This window comes from Alteromonas sp. OM2203 (genome assembly GCF_048517045.1).
GTDB classification, from domain to species: Bacteria; Pseudomonadota; Gammaproteobacteria; order Enterobacterales; family Alteromonadaceae; genus Alteromonas; species Alteromonas gracilis.
Map to the genome: position 1 here is coordinate 127,042 of NZ_CP183209.1, position 19,705 is coordinate 146,746.

Here is a 19,705-nt window from a genome sequence, read left to right on the forward strand (position 1 = left end):
ACATCCTTGTTCTAGTAAACTCCTGTAGGTTAATACCAGCTAACCTTTCATAGGGTATTTAAATTCAGCAGTAGGTATTAAACCTTATTCATTTAATAACTCCCAGGTCACATTCATCGGTTTTTCACTTTCATGCTTTACGTATTTCACTTCGCCATAGAATATAAAAGGTGAGGCTGTTTTTCCTCTCAATTTGCTCTCTCGAACGAAAAGGTAAATGCGGCTACCTAATTTCTGATGTTCAACTATTTCTCTTCCACGCTTGTTACTTGGTGAAGTGCTATTTTGCGACTGCCAATGAAAATGTTTATCGTCAATAAAATAATCGTGGTACTGATGTTCGCTGCCTTTCCCTTGTTTGTTTAGGGTAACCAGCAAAATTTGAACATTCTTTTCTTTGAGTACGACATGACCCGATTGCCAATTACCAGGGTTAAACTCTTCGTTGAAAAGCGGCGGTATCTCTTCTCGCATTAGCTCGTGTCCTACAAATAGCTCCAGTGGGTCGACTTTTCCTTTTAAGCGCGCGAATGTCACCATTTCTTCACTCGCTATCATGTCATCATAATCTGGATTAGCTGCTCTCAAGGTATACGAGCCATCTGGATTTTTAAGTACTTTCCGCAGCAAGTATTGATTGTCGCCAGTTTCATCCTGCCTTTCGATAGCTACTGTCGTATTACTAATACTGCCAGCGTTATTTGGCGTGATTTGTTCCAATAGCAAATAGTCACCATCGTAAATAGGGTTCTTGCCACCGTTCATCGAGTTTCCAGATGCGCGAGCAATGAAGTGGCGAGAGTTATCTATATTTCCATAACCAAATGGCGCATTTACCAGCTCAGATACCTCGGCATTACCCGTTTTGAAATGACCGCAAGCTATTTTAATATTTGGGAAAAATGGTAGTTGTACACTATCGGGAAACTGGACGACATTACTTGTAGAAGGAGTAGTTATAGATAACCTTTTGTGCTTGTAACTAGCAAGGCGCTGTTTATTAATCTCAACGGTCATTGATAAAAACAAATCATGTTGAATTGCTGAAATACTTTGTTTGAAATGGAATTGCTTATCACTAATATCAAACCAAGCAATCTTCGATTCAGGCTCTTCAGTACACCAAAACTTAATCGGGTTACTGCGCCAATGCGCTCGCCACTCTGATTTACTTAACAAGGCCAATTGTTGTTTGCTTTCCGGTAAATCTGAAATCCATTCAGGGTTATCTAAAAACCACTGTCGTGCCCACTCTGCTAAATCATCAACACTCACCTGTGATTGAAAAACTTTATGCTCAATCAGCGTGGTAAGTAATACCAACTTGTAGCACCTCGAAGTTTTGGTAGCAGCTAAATCTTTAAACCACTGTAGGTGAACTTCAAGCACTTCCAGTTCGTCAGCTTTAAGGTCGCCCTTACTATCAACAAACTCCCACCATGATCCTCGATTTCGTCTAAGCTTTTCTAGACTCGCGCCCGCATTATAGAACTCAGTGTAGGTGGGTCTTCTGCCTAGCGTTTCTTTCAACCTGTCGTATTGGATATCAAGTTCATCTTTAGAAATGCTTGTAAGGAAATCGATAAACTCTAAGTCGAAGTTAACGTAACAACCGGCTGGAAGAAGTTTGTTTGCATTTTTTGCAAGGTCGACTATTTTTCTGCGGTTTTGCGGTCCATCTATAATGCTAGCAAACAACATTTCTGGGCGGTTTAAAAAGCTATGATGATTGCCCACAAAATCTAAAATAATAAGCCTATCCTTTCCTTCGCTTTTACGAAGGCCGCGGCCCATTTGCTGTAAAAATAGAATTTTTGATTCAGTAGGTCTAAGCATTAATACGGTATCGATCTTCGGTAAATCGACGCCTTCATTAAATAGGTCTACCGAAAACAGTATTTTAATTTCGCCGTTGTTAAGCTTTTCTAAGGCTTCGCTGCGCGTAAGTGAAGAATCTGAGTGAACACTAGCTGCTGCGACACCTTGTTGATTGAAGTAATCTGCCATGTAATCGGCGTGTTTGCGAGAGACGCAAAAAGCCAGTGATACATCTTGCGACTTAGTTTTCCACTCAGTGAGAACATGCTTTGCACGGCCTTTAGTTGCTAGTTTATTCGAAAGCTTTTCAGGGTCGAATTTACCATTGCGCCAAGGTAGGTGCTCGTAATCTACTTCTTTGTCGAATATTCCGAAGTAAGTGAAAGGGCACAATGCCTCTGCTTTTACGCCATCAAACAGGTCTTGCTGGTAAATAAGATTGTTGTCGCATAGCTTGAGGATATCGCTCCCATCAGTTCTGTTCGGCGTAGCGGTTAAGCCTAGCAAAAATGACGGCGTGAAATGCTCCAGCAAACGTTGATAACCACCCGCTGCGGCGTGATGAAACTCGTCTACAACAATATAATCGAAAGCAGTAACAGGAAACTTAGCTAGGTGAGTGAGCTGACCGATGGTTTGGATAGAGGCAAACAAAAAGTCATACTCTTCATCTTTCTGTTTTCCGCTGTATCTGCCTACCTTTTTGTTCGGGTGTATTTTAAGAAAACTAGCCTCAGCTTGAAGTAATATCTCTTCTCGATGTGCTACAAAAAGTACTTTTTTAGCATTTATCTGCGCGGCATCAAAGGCAGCTAGGTAGGTTTTACCCATACCTGTTGCTAGTACTACTAAACCTTTTTGAACACCTTCTTCTCGGGCCTGATTAAGTGCTGCTAGTGCAGTTACTTGGTGTTCTCTTGGCTCCGGAATTTCATGCTCTTTTTCATTCGGCAGTGACGCTGCAGATTGAATTGGCGTAACAACCCTTGCTGTGTTGTATCTAATTTCGTAGTCAGCTATTAAGTCGTAAGTTAATGGTTTAACTTGGGGCAATGTTAAGAGGTAGTGATACTGCGCTCGAATTTCTTCAATTCGGGCAATGGCTTCTTTGTCGTTATCATTTGGGTAATCAATTCGATAGTTCCACTCTATACCGTCGGTAAGGGCAGTTTTACTGATGTTACTAGAGCCAACGAATGCTCTGGCTGAAATTAGTGCTTCGCCACTATTTTTGACAAAAATGTATGACTTTAAATGAAAGCTGGTGGCCTGCTTGCTTTCAAAGATTTGGATGTCAGCGCCTCGCTCCTTAAGCAACATCAAACGCTTTAAGGCTTGTGGTTCAGTTATGTTCATATAGTCTGAAGTCAGCAATGACAACTTCACATCGCGTTCTTCTGAATTCATCGCATCTTCAATGTCTTGAATGATGAGGCTTAGCCCTGACATACGAATAAACGAAACTGCTATTTCTATACTTGTCGCGTTTTTCAGTGCATCGCGAATTTCATGTAGAAGGTATTGCTGGTTTCTACCGGTAACCAAATAATTTGTAGCAGTCATTATCCCTTCACCACTTCAACCGTAACCCACTTCACATCATCTCGATTCAAACCATCCTGGCTCGGAACAGGGTTTAAATTGCGTGCAGTTAGTCCATTGCTTTGCGCTAAAGTCGCCAATTCCTCGTAGCTTACAGGGTGCATGGGGCGTGCTTCATCGTTTGGGCCGAACCGAAGGCTTATGTACATGGCTCCGTTTTCCGAAAGCAATTCTGCTAACCGTTTTAACGCAGGTGGTCGTTCCGCTTCCGGCAAGTGCATCCATACCGCTGAAAGCAGTATTAGGTCGTATGTTTTTGGTGCTTGGGGTAGGGCGGTAAGCGCGGGTAGGCTGGCGTTACACCATGTAACACTGTTATGTGAATTGGCTTGTGCAAGGTTTCTTAGCTCATCGGCAGGCTCTGCTGCTGTAACTTTCCAGCCTTGTTCGGCTAGCCAGTTGGCGTCGCGGCCACTGCCAGCGCCTACATCAAGCGCGGTGCCTGCTTTGGTATTTTGTAGAAACGCTTTCCAATCGCTGTGCACACTTTCGGCGTCTACCGAGTTGTACAAATCGTAATAGTGCTGTGCTTTTTCACTGTAGTGTTCAATTGTTTTTGTCACTGTGAACAGAGTCCATTCGTTGTTTTAGTCTAACTTACAGCATGCCTTAAAGCTCGGCTAGTAAGGCCAACCTACCAAAACATTGATCCAGCGCAAAGTCTAAAGTGCACTACTCAGTATACTTAATTTATTAGCATTGGCGTTTTCGCCACTCCTCACCTTTATTTTTAAACCACAGGGAGCGCCGCTGTGAAAAAAACGCCGTTTATTCTATCTATTATGTTCGTTGTGTTTTTGGTTGTGGTTGTTAGCACTATTTTTAGTGGCCCTGAAAATGTTGATGTGGTGTCGGGGAACGGGCGTATTGAAGCTACTGAAATTGGTATTTCAGCTAAAGTGGCAGGTCGTGTAGAAGAAATTTACGTGAACGAAGGTGACAGAGTAACGGCGGGTGATGTGGTCGCTAAACTCGATACTACTACCATTAATAGCCAGCTTCAGCAGGCCAAGGCGCAGCGCCAGCAAGCTAAAAGTGCGGTAGAAGCTGCAAATATGGCTGTTGCACAGCGCCAAAGCGAAAAGTCAGCACTTCAAGCTGCATTGCTACAAACTAAAGCTGAGCTAAAAGCAGCCGAAGCGCATGCTGCCCGTACTAATGAATTGTCAAAAACAGGCGCAGTGTCTAAGCAATTGGCAGAAGATAATCTAACCACTGTTGAAAGCGCAAAGGCAGCGGTAAATGCTGCTAATGCTCGTTTAACAGCGGCCGATGCCACCATAGAAGCGTCGCGTGCGCAATACTACTCTGCACAGGCGGCAGTAAGTGCGGCCGATGCCACTATTGCGCAAATTCAGTCAGAAATTAACGATATGGTGTTAAAAGCACCACGTAGTGGGCGCATTCAATACCGTGTTGTAGAGCCTGGCGAAGTTGTTGGCGCAGGTGGCCGTGTACTTAGTTTGGTCGACCTAACAAACGTATACATGACATTCTTTTTACCTGCCACGCAGGTGGGCAAGCTAACAATGGGCGGTGAAGCTCGCATTGTGCTTGATGCTGCGCCCGATATAGCTATCCCGGCTACCATTTCTTACGTTGCCGATGTGGCGCAATTTACACCTAAATCGGTTGAAACCCAAAGCGAACGAGAAAAGCTAATGTTCAGGGTTAAAGCTCAAATTCCTGTTGATTTGTTAAAGCAGCACATTGAAAAAGTGAAAACAGGGCTGCCAGGTGAAGTATGGGTAAAGTTAAATGACAACGCTGAATGGCCTAGCGACCTACCTGAGCTTGTCGACTAATGAGCAATATTATTGAGTGCAATGCGCTAACGGTTCGTTACAAAAGCACTACTGCTATTCACAATATTGCCCTTTCTATTCCCGAAGGCCTAACGGTAGGCGTTATTGGGCCTGACGGTGTGGGGAAATCTACGTTGCTGTCGCTTATTGCCGGCGAGCGAGTTATGCAAAAGGGGCAGCTGCAGGTACTTGGTGGCGATATGCGTGATGAAAAGCACCGCGCCGCTATATGTTCCGACATTGCATACATGCCGCAAGGATTAGGTAAAAACTTATACCCCACGCTATCGGTCGAAGAAAACTTACAGTTTTTCGCCAAACTTTTTGGGCACAATCGCGCACAGCGTCGAGCCCGCATAGATAACCTTACCAAACGAACTGGGCTTTACCCGTTTTTATCACGCCCAGCTGGTAAGTTGTCTGGTGGTATGAAGCAAAAGCTCGGTTTATGCTGTGCCTTAATACACGACCCCCGCTTACTTATTTTAGATGAACCCACCACAGGGGTAGACCCCCTTGCCCGCAGTCAATTTTGGTCGCTTATTAAAGATATCCGCAAAGCCCAGCCGAATATTACGGTACTGGTAGCTACGGCCTATATGGATGAAGCCCAACAGTTCGATCATCTAATAGCGTTAAATGCAGGTGAAATACTGGCAAGCGGCTCGCCAACGTCATTGCTTGAGGAAACGCAAACCACCAATTTAGAAGCTGCATTTATTGCGCTTTTACCCGCAGACGCAAAGCATCAGCATCGCAACGTAGTTGTGCAGCCTTATAAAGCTAGTGAGCATACCCAAACCGCTATTGAAGCTAAAAACCTTACTATGAAGTTTGGCGATTTTACGGCGGTAAATAACGTTAGCTTCACTATTGGTAAGGGTGAAATTTTTGGCTTTCTAGGGTCGAATGGCTGCGGCAAGTCTACCACCATGAAAATGCTTACTGGTTTGTTACCGCAAACCTCTGGCGAGGCATGTTTACTGGGTAGCCCGCTTGCTGCTAACGATATTAACACCCGCTACCGCGTAGGTTATATGTCGCAAAGCTTTTCTTTGTATACCGAATTAACCGTTCGGCAAAACCTCATGCTTCATGCCAAGCTATTCAAAGTAGCTAGCAAAATACTAAATTCGCGGGTAGATGAAATGCTTAACCGCTTTGCCTTAAGCCATCATCAACACAGCCTACCTAACGACCTTCCACTAGGTATTCGCCAGCGTTTGTCATTGGCCGTGGCCATGGTTCATAAACCTGAAGTATTGATATTAGATGAACCCACTTCTGGCGTAGATCCAGTTGCCCGAGATAACTTTTGGCAGTTGCTTATTTCCTTAGCGCGAAAAGACGGCGTAACCATTTTTATCTCAACTCATTTTATGAATGAAGCAGTACGTTGCGATAGAATTTCACTAATGCATGCAGGCGAAGTGTTAGTAACCGATACACCTGAGGCCATAAAAGCGTCTAAATCTGCCGATACATTAGAACGTGCGTTTATCGATTACTTGGTTGAAGCACAAACGCCTACAAACCAAACCCAAAAGCCAGAGCAAAACGCGCAAGAAAGTTTTAGTGCAGATAAAACCGCATCACCAAGCAAACGTGCAAAAGGCTTACGACGGTTGTTAAGTTACGCATCACGTGAAACACTCGAACTTATTCGCGATCCTATCCGCTTAACTATGTCGTTCTTAGGCAGCATGGTGTTAATGGTGGTGATTGGCTATGGCATTACCATGGATGTCGATGACTTAAGCTATGCTGTATTCGACCGCGATCAAACTTCTACTAGCCTTAACTATCGCAATGCTTTATCGGGCTCCCGCTATTTTAATGAGCAGCCTGCTATAACCAGTTACGCCGATATGGACCGTCGAATGAAAAGCGGCGAGCTTTCATTAGCCGTGGAAATTCCCCCTGAATTTAGCCAAAAACTGCATAAGGGCGAACAAGTGGAAATAGGGGCATGGATTGATGGCTCTATGCCATCACGGGCTGAAACTATTGAGGGTTATGTAACAGGTATTCACTTAAAGTGGCTATTACAGCAAGCTTCGCAAGCCAGCCAAGTGCAGTCGACCAGTAATATTAATATTGAATCACGCTATTTATATAACCCAGATGTTCGAAGCTTAGTGGCAATCGTACCTGCGGTAATGCCGATGTTATTGTTGATGATCCCTGCGCTTTTAACGTCATTGGCGGTGGTGCGTGAAAAAGAGTTAGGCTCGATAATCAATTTGTACGTCACGCCAGTTACACGCATAGAGTTTTTGTTGGGTAAGCAACTACCTTATATCGTTACTTCGTTTGTTAGCTTCTTGCTGTTAGTTGCAATGGCGGTGTGGCTTTTCGATATCCCATTAAAAGGGGATATGTTGGTGCTCTGCTTTATAACGTTGTTATTCGTTACTTTTTCTACCAGCTTTGGTTTGTTGGCTTCAGTTTTTACGAACAGTCAAATTGCCGCCATTTTGCTTACCACCATCGGCACCATGGTTCCGGCTGTGCAGTTTGCAGGCATGATAACGCCAGTTTCTGCCTTAGAAGGGGCAGGGCGCGTAATAGGAGAGCTTCATCCCATTAGTTATTTTTTAACTGCTAGCAGGGGAATATTCAGCAAAGGGTTAGGCTTTGGTACGCTTGATTTTGCAGTGTTTGCCATTGCTATTTCTATTCCAGTTACACTGTGGCTTGCCACTGTTTTGTTACGCAAGCAGGAGCGCTAAACCGTGGAAATTAAAAATGTAGCCCAGTTGAGTATAAAAGAACTTTGGAGTTTATGGCGCGACCCGGCCATGCTTATCCTTATTATTTATGTGTTTACGGTAAACATTTACACAGCAGCTACTGCGGTACCCGAATCTTTGCACAATGCGCCCATTGCTTTTGTCGATCACGACAATTCGCAAATATCTAATCGAGTGATAGATGCTTTTTACCCTCCCTATTTTCTAGCGCCAGATGTTATTGAAAGCAATGAAGCCGACACGTATTTAGACACTGGTAAGTATACCTTTGTGGTTACCATTCCCCCTGAATTTGAAAAAGACATAATGGCTGGCATAGAACCCGACGTTCAGATTAACGTTGATGCCACACGTATCAGTCAGGCGTTTACCGGCAATGCTTATATTACCGAAATAATCACCGATGAAGTAAATGCTTATATACAGGGTTACAAGTCTGACACTGTTTATCCTGTCGAATTGATCATGCGAGCCAGATTTAACCCCGCGCTTGAAAGCTTTTGGTTTGGTTCTGTTATGGAGCTTATTAATGCTGTAACAATGATAGCCATAATTTTGTCTGGGGCTGCGCTTATTCGAGAGAAAGAGCGCGGTACTATAGAGCACCTGTTAGCTATGCCAGTGTCAGACAGTGAAATTATGCTTTCTAAGCTGTTGGCCTCGGGGGTAGTTGTGTGGGTTACTACCTTGCTTTCGGTGTATCTAATCATTCAGTGGGTTCTCGCCGTACCAATCAATGGCGAAATATGGCTTTTCATGGTGGCTGCTGCTTTACAGTTGTTTGCCGTATCGAGTATGGGCATTTTTATGGCCACTATTGCGCGATCTATGCCCCAGTTCGGATTGTTACTTATCTTAGTATTACTTCCTCTACAGTTGCTTTCTGGTGGTGTAACACCAAGAGAAAGCATGCCTGAATTCATTCAATACGCAATGTTGCTAATGCCCAATACGCACTTCGTAATGGCTTCCCAAGGGGTATTGTATCGAGGGGCGGGCGTTAGCGTTATATATCCTCAGTTATTGACGCTTTTAGCCATTGGTTGCGCGTTTTATTTCATAGCGCTTAAAAGATTTAAAAGCACCATTGGTAGTATGGCTTAGAAGCGTTATCTAGTTTTGGATCCATCTCTGTTTTGTTGTTCCATTTTCAGTGTAAATAGTAATAATTATCATTTAAATTAAGTTTAAGCTGTTTTATACTCCTGCCCCGAAAACATACAAACCCTTCAAAACCAATAGCAGAGAACACCATGAAATTAAGCAGTTTATTTGCACTAACGCCTATCGCGTTTGCATTGTCGGTAAATGCGCAAACTACGCAAAGCGATACGGTAGAAGCTAAAGAAGCAGACGTTGAAAAAATTCGTATTGTTGGCGTTCGTCAAAACCGCGTTAGCCGTGGGGCAACGGGCTTAACCATGGAAATAAGCGAAACGCCGCAGTCTATTAGTATTCTTTCTGAAGACTTAATGCAGTCGTTTGGTGCGTTTAATATTAATGATGCGCTAAAGCTTGCGCCGGGTATTAACGTAGAAGAGTGGGAAACCAACCGTACTAACTACACCGCCCGTGGTTTTGAAATTAAAAACACGCAAATAGACGGCGTGGGCCTGCCGAACGACTGGGGCATTGTTACCGGTGCTGTGGAAGCCTACGGCTATGAAGAAATTGAAGTTATTCGTGGTGCCAACGGCCTGTTAACCGGTGTGGGTAATGCGTCGGGTACCATTAACTATGTGCGCAAGCGCCCCACCAACGAAGAAGGTGGCGAAATTGGTGCAAGCATTGGCTCGTATAACTTTAAGCGCGTTCAGGGCGACTATTCAATGCTGCTTACCGAAGATGGCAGCTGGGCAGCCCGTGTAGTAGCAAGCGTTGAAGATAAAGAGTCGCACATAGATGGCCTGGAAAACGATCGCAGCTTTGTGTACGGTGTTATCGACGGCCAGTTGACCGACAACGCTACCGTAACGTTTGGGTTGTCTTACCAAGATGCGAATACCGACGGCAACACCTGGGGCGGGCTAGTGTTTAACTACACTGATGGCACCCAAGCCGAGTGGGACATTAGCGATACCACGTCTCAAGAGTGGACGAAGTGGGATACGGAAACCACCAATGCCTTTGTAGAGCTAGACTACGTATTCGATAACGATTGGCAATTGCTGCTTAGCTATAACTACCGCGACTTTGAAGATCAAAGCAAACTGTTTTACGCCTATGGCGCTATTGATAAAGATACTGGATTAGGCCTGGTTGGCTGGCCGGGTCGTTACGACTCAGAGCGCGATTCTCATCTTGTTGAAGGCCGTGTATTTGGTGACTTTTCCCTATTTGGTCGTAATCACGAAGTAAACTTTGGGGTAAGCCACGCTACCAGCGATGACGTGTCTTTCGTTCACGCCTTTGATTATGCTACTACCCCTGCTTACGGCCCCACACCAGCGTTCCCTTATGCGCTAGATGCGATTGCCGAGCCAGAGTGGCTGGCGGCTTCCGAGTATTCAAACATTGAACAAACCCTAACTCGTTACTTCGGTTCAGCCCGTTTTAGCATTACCGATGAAATGCATATTATTGCTGGCTTTAACGCTATTGATTTTGAACGTACAGGGCAAAACGCTGGTGCGGTTATCGATAACTCAGAAAGCGAAGCCAGCCCTTATGTGGGTGCTACCTATGCGGTAACTGAAGATATTAACGCGTATGTGAGCTATTCAGACGTGTATCAGCCGCAAGAGCAGTACGACATTAACGGCCAGTACCTAGACCCAACCAAAGGCCAAAACTTTGAGGCCGGCGTGAAAGCCCAGTGGTTCGACGACCGTTTATTAACCACGTTTGCTTACTTTACTGCAGAGCAAGATAACTTGGCAGCTTACGCAGGCACTAACCCAGATACGCTTCAGTTTTACTACAAAGGCGTGTCGGTAGAGTCTAACGGTTTTGAAATTGAAGTGGCCGGGCAGGTAACCGATGCTTTGCGTGCTAATGCGTCTTACACCAATATTGATGTGGAAGACGAGCAGGGTAATGATGCTAACTTATGGGCACCGCGCGACGTGGTTACGTTCCAGCTAGGGTATACCATTCCCCAAGCACCAGAGGTGGAAGTAGGCTTTGGTGGTCGCTGGCAGTCTGAAATAAGTAATGTGGATTACAACGTTGAGCAAGGTGCGTATTTCTTGGGGAATGTGTATGCATCACGTGCGTTTACTGAAGACCTCACCGTTCGCATGAACATCAACAATATCTTCGATAAGAAGTACATTAATAGCCTGCATACCGTGGGTTATTACGGCGCGGGTATTAACGCCCAGCTAAGTGCGTCGTATACGTTTTAATTACGCTATACGCCCGCCGTGTTAATGCGTGTTTTAGCGTAATGCGGTGGGCGTATTGTGCCTTCTTCATTCATTAACGATTGTGACGAAGGCGTCGCCAGTTAACTTTCTGCTATTGCTTGGCTATCCGCAAGCGGTAGTTCAATAGTAAACGTGGTGCCCACGCCTTCCTTACTTTCCACTGAAATACTGCCATTGTGATTTTCAATAATGCCGTGGCTAATGGCTAAACCCAGTCCTGTGCCTGAGCCTACTTCCTTTGTTGTAAAAAATGGCTGAAATAGCTTGGGTAGGTTATCTGATGAAATACCGCAGCCATTGTCGGCGATGTAAATTTTTACCGAATTCTCAAGTTCTTCAGTTTTAATTGAAATAACGCCGTCTTTTTCTACTGCCTGGGTAGCGTTCATTACAAGGTTAATAAAAACTTGGCTTAGTTCGGTTAAATTGCCGGTGATATATACATCGTTTTCCCGTTCATAGTGAAGGGTTACATTGTGCCTTAGCTCGTTATTAAGTAGCGACAGGGTTAAATCGATAGCCTGCTGAACCGACATGACTTCTTGTTTTGAGTCTGACGGATGGGCAAAGTTTTTCAGCCCCGCTACGGTTTTACTTACCCGTTTACTGCCATCAATACTTTGGTCGATTAAAGGCCCTATATCTTCGCAAATGAAATCAATGTTATCCCAGTTCACCGATATGTTGGTGAGCGTATCGAGTTGCTCCTTTTCTTTGTCCGGCAAGTTGTTAAGCTTGGTAAGAAGCGGAGCGATATCGTCCATATAGCTTTTTAGCGTATTTAAGTTGCTTAACAAGAAGCCTATCGGGTTATTTATTTCATGGGCTACTCCAGCTGCCAGCACACCAAGCGACGCCATTTTCTCTGCATGCAATAGCTCCTGTGTGCGCTGTTCTACCAATTTCTCTAAATGTTTTGCGCTAGCTTTTAACTCGTCATTAAGCTGTATCATTTCCTGATACATGCTTTCTTTTAGCTGAAGCGTGCCAATGTAAAAGTTGATGGGGTCGTGATGCACAAAGTCGTTTAACGCCAAGTTCATTTTCGACAGCTGCCCCATGTTGGTTAGCTGCGGATAACCGATAAAGCAATAGTTGTCTTCTACTTCGTAGAACGCGCCACCAAAAACAAAGGAGGGGCTGCTAATGGGGCAAAGAGTAATTAGCTGCCCGTTGAACATTTTTATAATTTGGGTGCTTAAAGGCAGCTGTGGTGCCACAAGCTTAAACAGCTCTGAAAACGGCGCGTTTACCGTAAGCTCAGGGCATACTTTGCCAAACGCATTACTGAAATTAACAATGTTGAGCTTGTCATTTAAATCTAATTGAAACGTTTGTGATTGCACTGGCTAGCTCATTTAAAGTCGATGCGAAAGGTGCTAAACGGGTTGTTTTCGTCTCGCAGTTTAACGGTTGAGACTGTTGCCGGCTGATTAAAGTGTTCGCACACACCCATTAACAGGCCTTCCACAAAAGGCTCGAGGCCGTCTCGTGATGAGTGATAATGGATAGTGATGCTGCCATCGTCGTTTTTCTCGCATAAAAACGATGGAGGCACTAGCTCTTCCAGCTGCGCTGAAATTACTTGGTGCATGTTGTTTAAGTTGGAAATAAATTCAAATGCGCCGCCTGAGACCAGCGAATACATTTCTTTGTAGCTGCCTTGCGATGTTTCTTTTACCCAGTCTTCTCCCATTTGACGAAGAAATACGGCTAAGTCTACGTTTAAATGCTCAACAGAAGCACCAACAATACCGAACGTCACTTCATCGCTATATGGCTGCACTTCTAGAAAGGTCGACTCGTAATCTCCCAAGGATGTTTTTATTTCATCCCATGCAGATTGGCCGTATCGATTAATCACTGTTGTGGATATAAATTTGTTTATCATGCCGTACACGGGGCATCTCCTTTACACTACCTATGAAAAAACATAGCACAGGGTTCAGAAACTGCGAGAGAGCGACGCGTTTTATTAAAAATTACGCCGTTTTTTTATGTACTTATTGCGTTATGGACCCAAAGCCTTGAGGTAAAAAGTTTAAGATAAAGAGATTAAAACAAAAAGTTTTAGAGCAAAAGTGTAGACGATTTATATTCCGCAGCGTTTTAAAATATGGATATGGAAAACCGCAGACTTAACCTTAATTAATTTGATTGCAAATTAACCAATGACTACTGTTATGAAAGTGAGACTTATTAAGGAAAACGTCATGCAATCATTGAAAAAAGTGTCTTTGCTCTTTGGTACAGCCGTTTTAAGTCTAACCATGAATTCGGCGGTATTTGCTCAACCCGATATGCAGTCTGTGGAAACTATTGACGTGCAGGGCGAGAAAGCTACGCCTCAATTAAAGCGCGCGTTTAAAAAGCAGCAAATGGCCTTTATTGAGTTATACAATTCCGTTAATACGGATGCCCAGTTCGACGTAATTTGTAAATGGCGCAAATTTACTGGCAGCCAAATTGCGCGCAAGTTATGCGAACCCAGATACATGATTGATTTTCGGGCGTTAACGGTTCAAACCTGGTCTACTCAGCCAGGCATTGATTTTAATCGCCTGCCCAACGACGACACTCTGCGCTTTTTAACGAAAGATACTCGGGAAGAAGCTTATCAACATGTTGCTGCTCTAGTGGCAACCAACCAAAAGCTGCTAGACAGTTTTATGAAATTAGATGCGCTTCATGAGCGAATTAAAGCGCGCAGCGAAGCCGATAACTAATAAACACCATCGTTATTTTTTCGCAAACCAAGCAACTGCCTTGATTAAAATTAATGCAGTTGCTAGTGTCTTGATACCCCATAAAAAAGGACTTTTAATGACGTGTGTTTATCAAGCGCATGTTCACTTATCTGGCCGCATTTAGCGTTTATCTACTGATAAATGCAACGAGGAATAAAGTAGGCGAACATGACGTTTTCAACCGCGCTATCGCGCACAATACTCAAAGGGTTTATTGCCACTACAGTCTGTGTATCTCACGTTTGTTTAGCGCAAGCGACGGAAACCTGCATCAGTTCTGATGTGGTATTTCATAACGGTGTTATCTATACGGCTGACGATAAGAATTGGCAGGCCGAAGTGGTTGCAGTTAAAGACGGGCGTATTGCGTTTGTGGGCAAAGATGCTGACGCCGCGCCGTGGCACTGCGGTGCTGAAAAACGCATTGATTTACAGGGCAGCACGCTTTTCCCTGGCTTTACCGACAGCCATCAGCATCTTGAAGGGGTAGGCAAACGCACGCGCACCCTCAGTTTGTTCGGTATACCTACGTTAAAGGCCACAGTGGCTGAAATTAAAGCCTTTGCTCAAACCGTGCCAGAAGGTGAATGGGTATTAGGTCGCGGGTGGATAGAGCGCGAGTGGCAAGATGAACAACGTTTTCTAACCGCTGCCGACCTCGATGCGTTCACTCAAAAAAAGCCGCTGTTTATGCCCCGCGCCGACGGTGTTTCAGCCGTGGTAAACTCAAAAGCGTTGGCCCTTGCGGGTGTCACCAAAAACACCCCCGACCCTGAAGGCGGTAAGTTTGAACGCTATAACGATGGCACGCCTACCGGCTATGTTTTGGCAACGGCAATGGACTTCTTTAGAAATATTTTACCCCCCGAGTCCAATCAATATATACAAGAAAATTTAAAGCGCGGTATGCAGGTAAATGTGTCGCAAGGGTGGACGGCAACCCACGACGCTGGCATGAAGTGGCGAGAGGTTCAGCAGTTAAAGCAACTGGCCAACGATGACGAAATGCTGCACCGGGTTTATATTGCCATACCTATTAGCGAGTCTGATAAGCTTTTTCAAAATGGCACTGAAACGCTTGCACAAGGGCTGTTTTATTTAAATGGGATAAAGGTGTTTATCGACGGCACCTTAGGTTCTCGTGGTGCTGCGCTTCTTGCGCCTTACAGCGATGCTGATCATAGCGGTTTTATGAACCGCACCACAAAAGCTGAGCTTATGCCCGTGTTGGAACAGGCGTTAAAGCAGGGCTTTCAAGTAATGACCCACGTTATTGGCGATCGCGCATTATATTCAACGCTTAATTGGTACGAAGAGGCGTGGAAGGCGTTGCCCACCGCCCAGTGGAAATCAGATGATCTGCGCTGGCGCTTAGAGCACGCGCAAATTATTCCACCCAATCAGCAAGACAGACTGGCAGACATGAATATTGTGGCATCAATGCAGCCAAGTCATGCCATAGGTGACTTAAACTTTGCGCCAAGCCGTTTGGGCTACAGCCGCTTAGAATACGCTTACCCTTGGAAATCGCTGGTGAATAAAGGTGTGATCTTGGTAGGCGGATCAGACGCGCCAGTTGAAGTGGGCGACCCACGCATTGAGTTTTACGCAGCTATTACCCGTAGTAGGCTTAACGGTACGCAAGATAAAGGTTGGCACCCAGAATTGTCGTTATCTCGGGAAGATGCGCTTCGCATGTTCACCCTATGGCCTGCCTATGCGTCGTTTCAAGAAGATAATTTAGGCTCTATTGAAGTGGGCAAATATGCCGACTTTTCCGTTTTCGACACTAATTTTATGACAGCAGAACCTAGCGATATTTTGAAGGCCAACGTTGTAATGACGGTGGTAAACGGCAAGGTAGTCTTTCAAAATCTTACCAATAATTAATCTGTTCTTATAAGCGCTGCATGCTGTTGCGTGCGGCACTTTCTGCGCTCCTCTTAATAACAAAGCGTTCTTTTATCCTAAAGGCTAATATAATATTCGTCTAATGAGTGATAATTATCTGAATAAGGTGTATTTTTTAGTGAATTTATTCTAATTTAAAGATGCATATTAGTTTGGTTGTATCACATTCTATTCAACAACCGCTAATAAGTGTTGCCTACGCCAATAATAAAAATAATCAAAAACCTTAAAACGCTTAAAAAACCACAAGTCTTGAAGGAGAAACACATTGGATCAAGGTAACTTTCCTAAAGGGAAAAAACTTAATCGAATAACCTCAGCCATTATTGCTAGTTCATTACCGTTTTTTGCGGCAATGTCAGCACCTGCTTTTGCACAAGAAGCGGAAGAGAAAGCAGAAGATTTTGAAAATATTATTGTAACGGGTACACGCATGAGCAACCGCTCTGCAGCCGACTCGCCAGTACCGGTAGATGTTATTACGGGTGAGGAATTCCGCCAGAACTCGTCAAGCGACGTGCAAGATATGTTGCGTACGAATGTACCGTCGTTCGATGTAAACACACAGCCAATCAGTGATGCGGCTACCATTGTGCGCCCGGCTAACATGCGTGGTCTGTCGCCAGATAACGTGTTGGTACTGGTAAACGGTAAGCGCCGTCACCGTGGCTCTATCATTTCTTTCCTTGGTGGCGGTATTTCTGATGGGGCGCAGGGTGTTGATATTTCGGCAATTCCATCACTCGCCCTGAAGCAAGTAGAAGTACTACGTGACGGTGCATCGTCACAGTACGGTTCAGACGCTATCGCAGGTGTGCTTAACTTCTTGCTCCGCGATGACGATGAAGGTTTTGAGTTCCGTGCAAACTATGGCTCTACCTATGAAGGCGATGGTGACAACTACACCATTTCTGCTAACGCTGGTTTCTCGCTAGGCGCAGATGGCTTTGTAAACATCACAGGTGAAATTCGTGACGTTGAAGGTACTGTGCGCTCAGTAGTACGTAACGACGTGCAGGGCATGGTTGATGCGGGTTACTTAACTCAGGCAGATTTTTCGACCATTAACACCTACACCAATGAAGTGCCACAGTACTGGGGCCAGCCAGACGTAGAAGACGACTATAAAGTGTTTATTAACTCAGCATACGAGTTAAACGACAAAGCCGAGCTGTACTTATTCGGTAACTACGGCAAGCGTACAGTAACCGGCGGTTTCTTCTACCGTAACCCGGTAACCGAGGGCAGCCAGCGCGGTGGTGTATATGCAGGCCCACTGGTTGACCCTCTAACGGGTTTAGAAGATCCAGACGGTGTACACTCAGTGCTTGTAGGCGACCTTGACGGCGTAGGTGTAGGTGGAAGCTGTATCGACGGTATTCCAATTGGCGGTAATGGTAATGTATTCCCTGACCCATCTTTCCTTGCTCAGGTTCAAGCCGACGATAACTGTTTCTCGTTTATTGAAACCATTCCTACCGGCTTTGTGCCGCGCTTTGGTGGCGATAACGAAGACATGGCGTTTACGGTAGGTGTGCGTGGCGATTTAGAAGTAGGTAACGGCTTAGGCTACGACTTCAGTGCGCAGCGTGGCTCTAACCGCACAGATTTCTTCATTAAGAACACCATTAACGCATCTTTAGGCCCAGCTACTCCGCGTGATTTTGTACCTGGTGGTCAAGAGCAAACCGAAACACTAGTTAACCTTAACTTTGTGTACGGTGTTGATGTAGGTTTAGCGTCTGACTTAAACGTTGCGTTTGGTGCAGAATACCGTAAAGAAGAGTTTGACTTATTTGCCGGTGATGAAGCGTCTTATGCGCTTGGTCCGCTAGCAAGCCAAGGCTTCTCATCTAGCTCGAACGGTTTTGGTGGTTTCCCTCGTGATACTAGCTCGTCGCAAGACAGTAACGCGGTTTACATTGACTTGGAAGCCGACGTAACAGAGCAACTTACCCTACAAGCAGCCCTGCGTCGTGAAGACTTCAGCGAATTCGGTGATACCACTGACTTTAAACTTGCGGGTATTTTCCACGTAACTGACGACTTCCGTTTACGCGGAGCGTACTCAACCGGTTTCCACGCGCCAACAGCGGGGCAGGCAAGCATTACTAACGTTACAACGCAAAACGTGAACGGCGTATTGATTGACCAAGGTACACTGCCATTGTCATCGGCGGCAGGTCAACTAGCGGCTGACTTCATTGAAAGCCAAGGCAACGGTCGTCCAGACCTAGGGCCAGAGGAAGCGGTGAACTTCTCATTCGGTGCATCAATTGATGTGGCAGACATGAGCTGGACCATCGATTTCTACAACATCGAAATGGAAAACCGTGTTGCGCTAGGTGCCAACGTAAACTTCCTAGATGCGCTTAACTTCGCCGGTGGCGGTACAAACTACGCAACCGTATCTGAAGCGCTTACCGAGCTTGATGCGTCGGGTATTATCGACCGTTCAGACTTTATTGGTCTTGATGATTTGTCGCAGTTCCGTTTCTTCTCGAACAGCTTTGACACTACTACACGCGGTATCGACATTGTAGGTAACTACAGTTTCGATTTATGGGAAGGTAACTCACGTATTACGCTAGCGGCAAACTACAACGAAACCGAAGTAGACGATGTAGGTACACTTAACCCTATCGGTGAAGGTCGTGTTGCAGCTATTGAAGACTTACTGCCAAACCTTCGCGGTAATATTTCTTGGACGCACACGCAAGGCGCACTTCGCACTCTAGTTCGCGCTAACTACTACGGAGGTTGGGACGACACAGGTAACGGTGTAGACGGTATTGATGCGGCTATCTTGATAGACGTTGAAGCTAAATACTCTTACAGCGAAAATCTCGACCTTGTTATTGGTGTGAACAACCTGTTCGACGAATATCCAGAAGAAAATCCAAGTGCGGGAAGCTTAGGTCAGCTTTACTCAGAAGCTAGTCCGTTTGGTTTCAATGGTGGTATGTGGTACGTGCAGGCACGTTATACTTACTAAGCCATTTTAGCCAGATAAAAAGCTAACTAACTAGTTTATAAACAAAATTGAATACCGCTTCTTGTTATAAGAAGCGGTTTTTTTTGACTGAAATTTATCCAAGTGCTAAGTTGAGAAATGTACAAGTAAAACAACGAGGAAGTTAACTATGATAAACCTACGTAAATACGGGCTTCATGCCATAAAAACAGCTGCGCTGTCGCTAGCGCTTGCAGCAAGCTTTCAGGTAGCCGCGCAAAACGATAAAGAACGCGTTGAAAAAATTGAAGTATTCGGCCAAAAGACTACACCGCAATTAAAAAGAGCATTCGATAATCAGCGCTTCGAATTCTTAGAACTGTACAACAGTATCAATGAAACTGCGAAATTCGATGTTATCTGCAAATATCAAAAGTCCATTGGAAGCAAAATTGCCCGTAAAAGCTGTGAGCCCCGCTATGTGAAAGACTTTCGCGCCATGAAGATTCAAACCTCTTCTACAGTCCCGGGTATCGAACTCAATCGCTTACCTAGCGACGATGATATTCGTTTTCTTACTAACGACACGCGAGAAGAAGCTTTTGAGCATGTTGCCGCGCTCGTTGCCACACACCCAGAACTGTTTGACAGCTTCAGAAAGCTAGACGCGCTGCATCAGCGCATTGAGCAGCGCAAAGAGGGCAACTAGTTCTTTGCGCTTCTTCGAAACTATAAAAAATGCGGCATT

Annotated in this window: 12 protein-coding genes; 8 read left to right on the forward strand and 4 right to left on the reverse strand. The window is 44.9% G+C overall.

The window, feature by feature from the left end:
* Positions 1-84 precede the first annotated feature (84 nt).
* Together ACM0P2_RS00610 and ACM0P2_RS00615 are read right to left on the reverse strand one after the other, a co-directional pair.
* Positions 85-3,381: a DUF3427 domain-containing protein gene (locus ACM0P2_RS00610; protein ID WP_419227112.1), complete on the reverse strand. Its 3,297-nt coding sequence runs from the start codon at positions 3,379-3,381 to the stop codon at positions 85-87.
* Entirely contained in the window at positions 3,381-3,983 is a 603-nt protein-coding gene (locus ACM0P2_RS00615; protein WP_419227113.1) for a class I SAM-dependent methyltransferase, read from the reverse strand. Before ACM0P2_RS00615 ends, ACM0P2_RS00610 begins: the two co-directional genes overlap by 1 nt.
* 189 nt (positions 3,984-4,172) lie before the next feature.
* Here ACM0P2_RS00615 and ACM0P2_RS00620 point away from each other — a divergent pair, with 189 nt between their 5' ends.
* The 4 genes from ACM0P2_RS00620 to ACM0P2_RS00635 all read left to right on the forward strand — a co-directional run bounded on the left by ACM0P2_RS00620 (position 4,173) and on the right by ACM0P2_RS00635 (position 11,325).
* Positions 4,173-5,225: an HlyD family secretion protein gene (locus ACM0P2_RS00620; protein WP_159118293.1), complete on the forward strand. Its 1,053-nt coding sequence runs from the start codon at positions 4,173-4,175 to the stop codon at positions 5,223-5,225.
* Positions 5,225-7,957 carry a ribosome-associated ATPase/putative transporter RbbA gene (gene rbbA / locus ACM0P2_RS00625; RefSeq protein ID WP_159118292.1) on the forward strand — a complete coding sequence of 911 codons (2,733 nt, stop codon included), beginning with the start codon at positions 5,225-5,227 and terminating at the stop codon, positions 7,955-7,957. The genes ACM0P2_RS00620 and rbbA overlap by 1 nt, the downstream gene beginning before the upstream one ends.
* Before the next feature lie 3 nt (positions 7,958-7,960).
* A complete protein-coding gene (locus ACM0P2_RS00630; protein WP_419227114.1) occupies positions 7,961-9,082 on the forward strand; it encodes an ABC transporter permease in 1,122 nt (373 codons plus the stop codon).
* 149 nt (positions 9,083-9,231) lie between these two features.
* Complete coding sequence (locus tag ACM0P2_RS00635; RefSeq protein ID WP_419227115.1) at positions 9,232-11,325, forward strand: TonB-dependent siderophore receptor; 2,094 nt, start codon at positions 9,232-9,234, stop codon at positions 11,323-11,325.
* Between the two features lie 101 nt (positions 11,326-11,426).
* On the opposite strand, the gene ACM0P2_RS00640 is transcribed toward ACM0P2_RS00635, so the two are convergent.
* A complete protein-coding gene (locus ACM0P2_RS00640; protein ID WP_159118289.1) occupies positions 11,427-12,692 on the reverse strand; it encodes a sensor histidine kinase in 1,266 nt (421 codons plus the stop codon).
* A gap of 8 nt (positions 12,693-12,700) precedes the next feature.
* Positions 12,701-13,237, reverse strand: coding sequence for a heme NO-binding domain-containing protein (locus ACM0P2_RS00645; protein ID WP_173359561.1), 537 nt, complete (start codon positions 13,235-13,237; stop codon positions 12,701-12,703).
* Between the two features lie 322 nt (positions 13,238-13,559).
* On the opposite strand from ACM0P2_RS00645, the gene ACM0P2_RS00650 reads away from it, so the two are divergent.
* The 4 genes from ACM0P2_RS00650 to ACM0P2_RS00665 all read left to right on the forward strand — a co-directional run bounded on the left by ACM0P2_RS00650 (position 13,560) and on the right by ACM0P2_RS00665 (position 19,666).
* A complete protein-coding gene (locus ACM0P2_RS00650; protein ID WP_419227116.1) occupies positions 13,560-14,072 on the forward strand; it encodes a hypothetical protein in 513 nt (170 codons plus the stop codon).
* Between the two features lie 189 nt (positions 14,073-14,261).
* Positions 14,262-15,983, forward strand: coding sequence for an amidohydrolase (locus ACM0P2_RS00655; RefSeq protein ID WP_159118286.1), 1,722 nt, complete (start codon positions 14,262-14,264; stop codon positions 15,981-15,983).
* Positions 15,984-16,272: 289 nt separating this feature from the next.
* The gene (locus ACM0P2_RS00660) at positions 16,273-18,999 is read left to right on the forward strand and encodes a TonB-dependent receptor plug domain-containing protein (protein WP_236547091.1); all 2,727 of its coding nucleotides are present in this window, start codon (positions 16,273-16,275) and stop codon (positions 18,997-18,999) included.
* Between the two features lie 148 nt (positions 19,000-19,147).
* Complete coding sequence (locus tag ACM0P2_RS00665; protein WP_159118285.1) at positions 19,148-19,666, forward strand: hypothetical protein; 519 nt, start codon at positions 19,148-19,150, stop codon at positions 19,664-19,666.
* Positions 19,667-19,705 lie beyond the last annotated feature (39 nt).

Bases quoted from the DNA above. Each gene is read 5' to 3' on its own strand.
- ACM0P2_RS00610 (WP_419227112.1), bottom strand. From the start codon at position 3,381: ATGACTGCTACAAATTATTTGGTTACCGGTAGAAACCAGCAATACCTT.
- rbbA (WP_159118292.1), top strand. From the start codon at position 5,225: ATGAGCAATATTATTGAGTGCAATGCGCTAACGGTTCGTTACAAAAGC.
- ACM0P2_RS00635 (WP_419227115.1), top strand. From the start codon at position 9,232: ATGAAATTAAGCAGTTTATTTGCACTAACGCCTATCGCGTTTGCATTG.
- ACM0P2_RS00645 (WP_173359561.1), bottom strand. From the start codon at position 13,237: ATGATAAACAAATTTATATCCACAACAGTGATTAATCGATACGGCCAA.
- ACM0P2_RS00650 (WP_419227116.1), top strand. From the start codon at position 13,560: ATGCAATCATTGAAAAAAGTGTCTTTGCTCTTTGGTACAGCCGTTTTA.
- ACM0P2_RS00655 (WP_159118286.1), top strand. From the start codon at position 14,262: ATGACGTTTTCAACCGCGCTATCGCGCACAATACTCAAAGGGTTTATT.
- ACM0P2_RS00665 (WP_159118285.1), top strand. From the start codon at position 19,148: ATGATAAACCTACGTAAATACGGGCTTCATGCCATAAAAACAGCTGCG.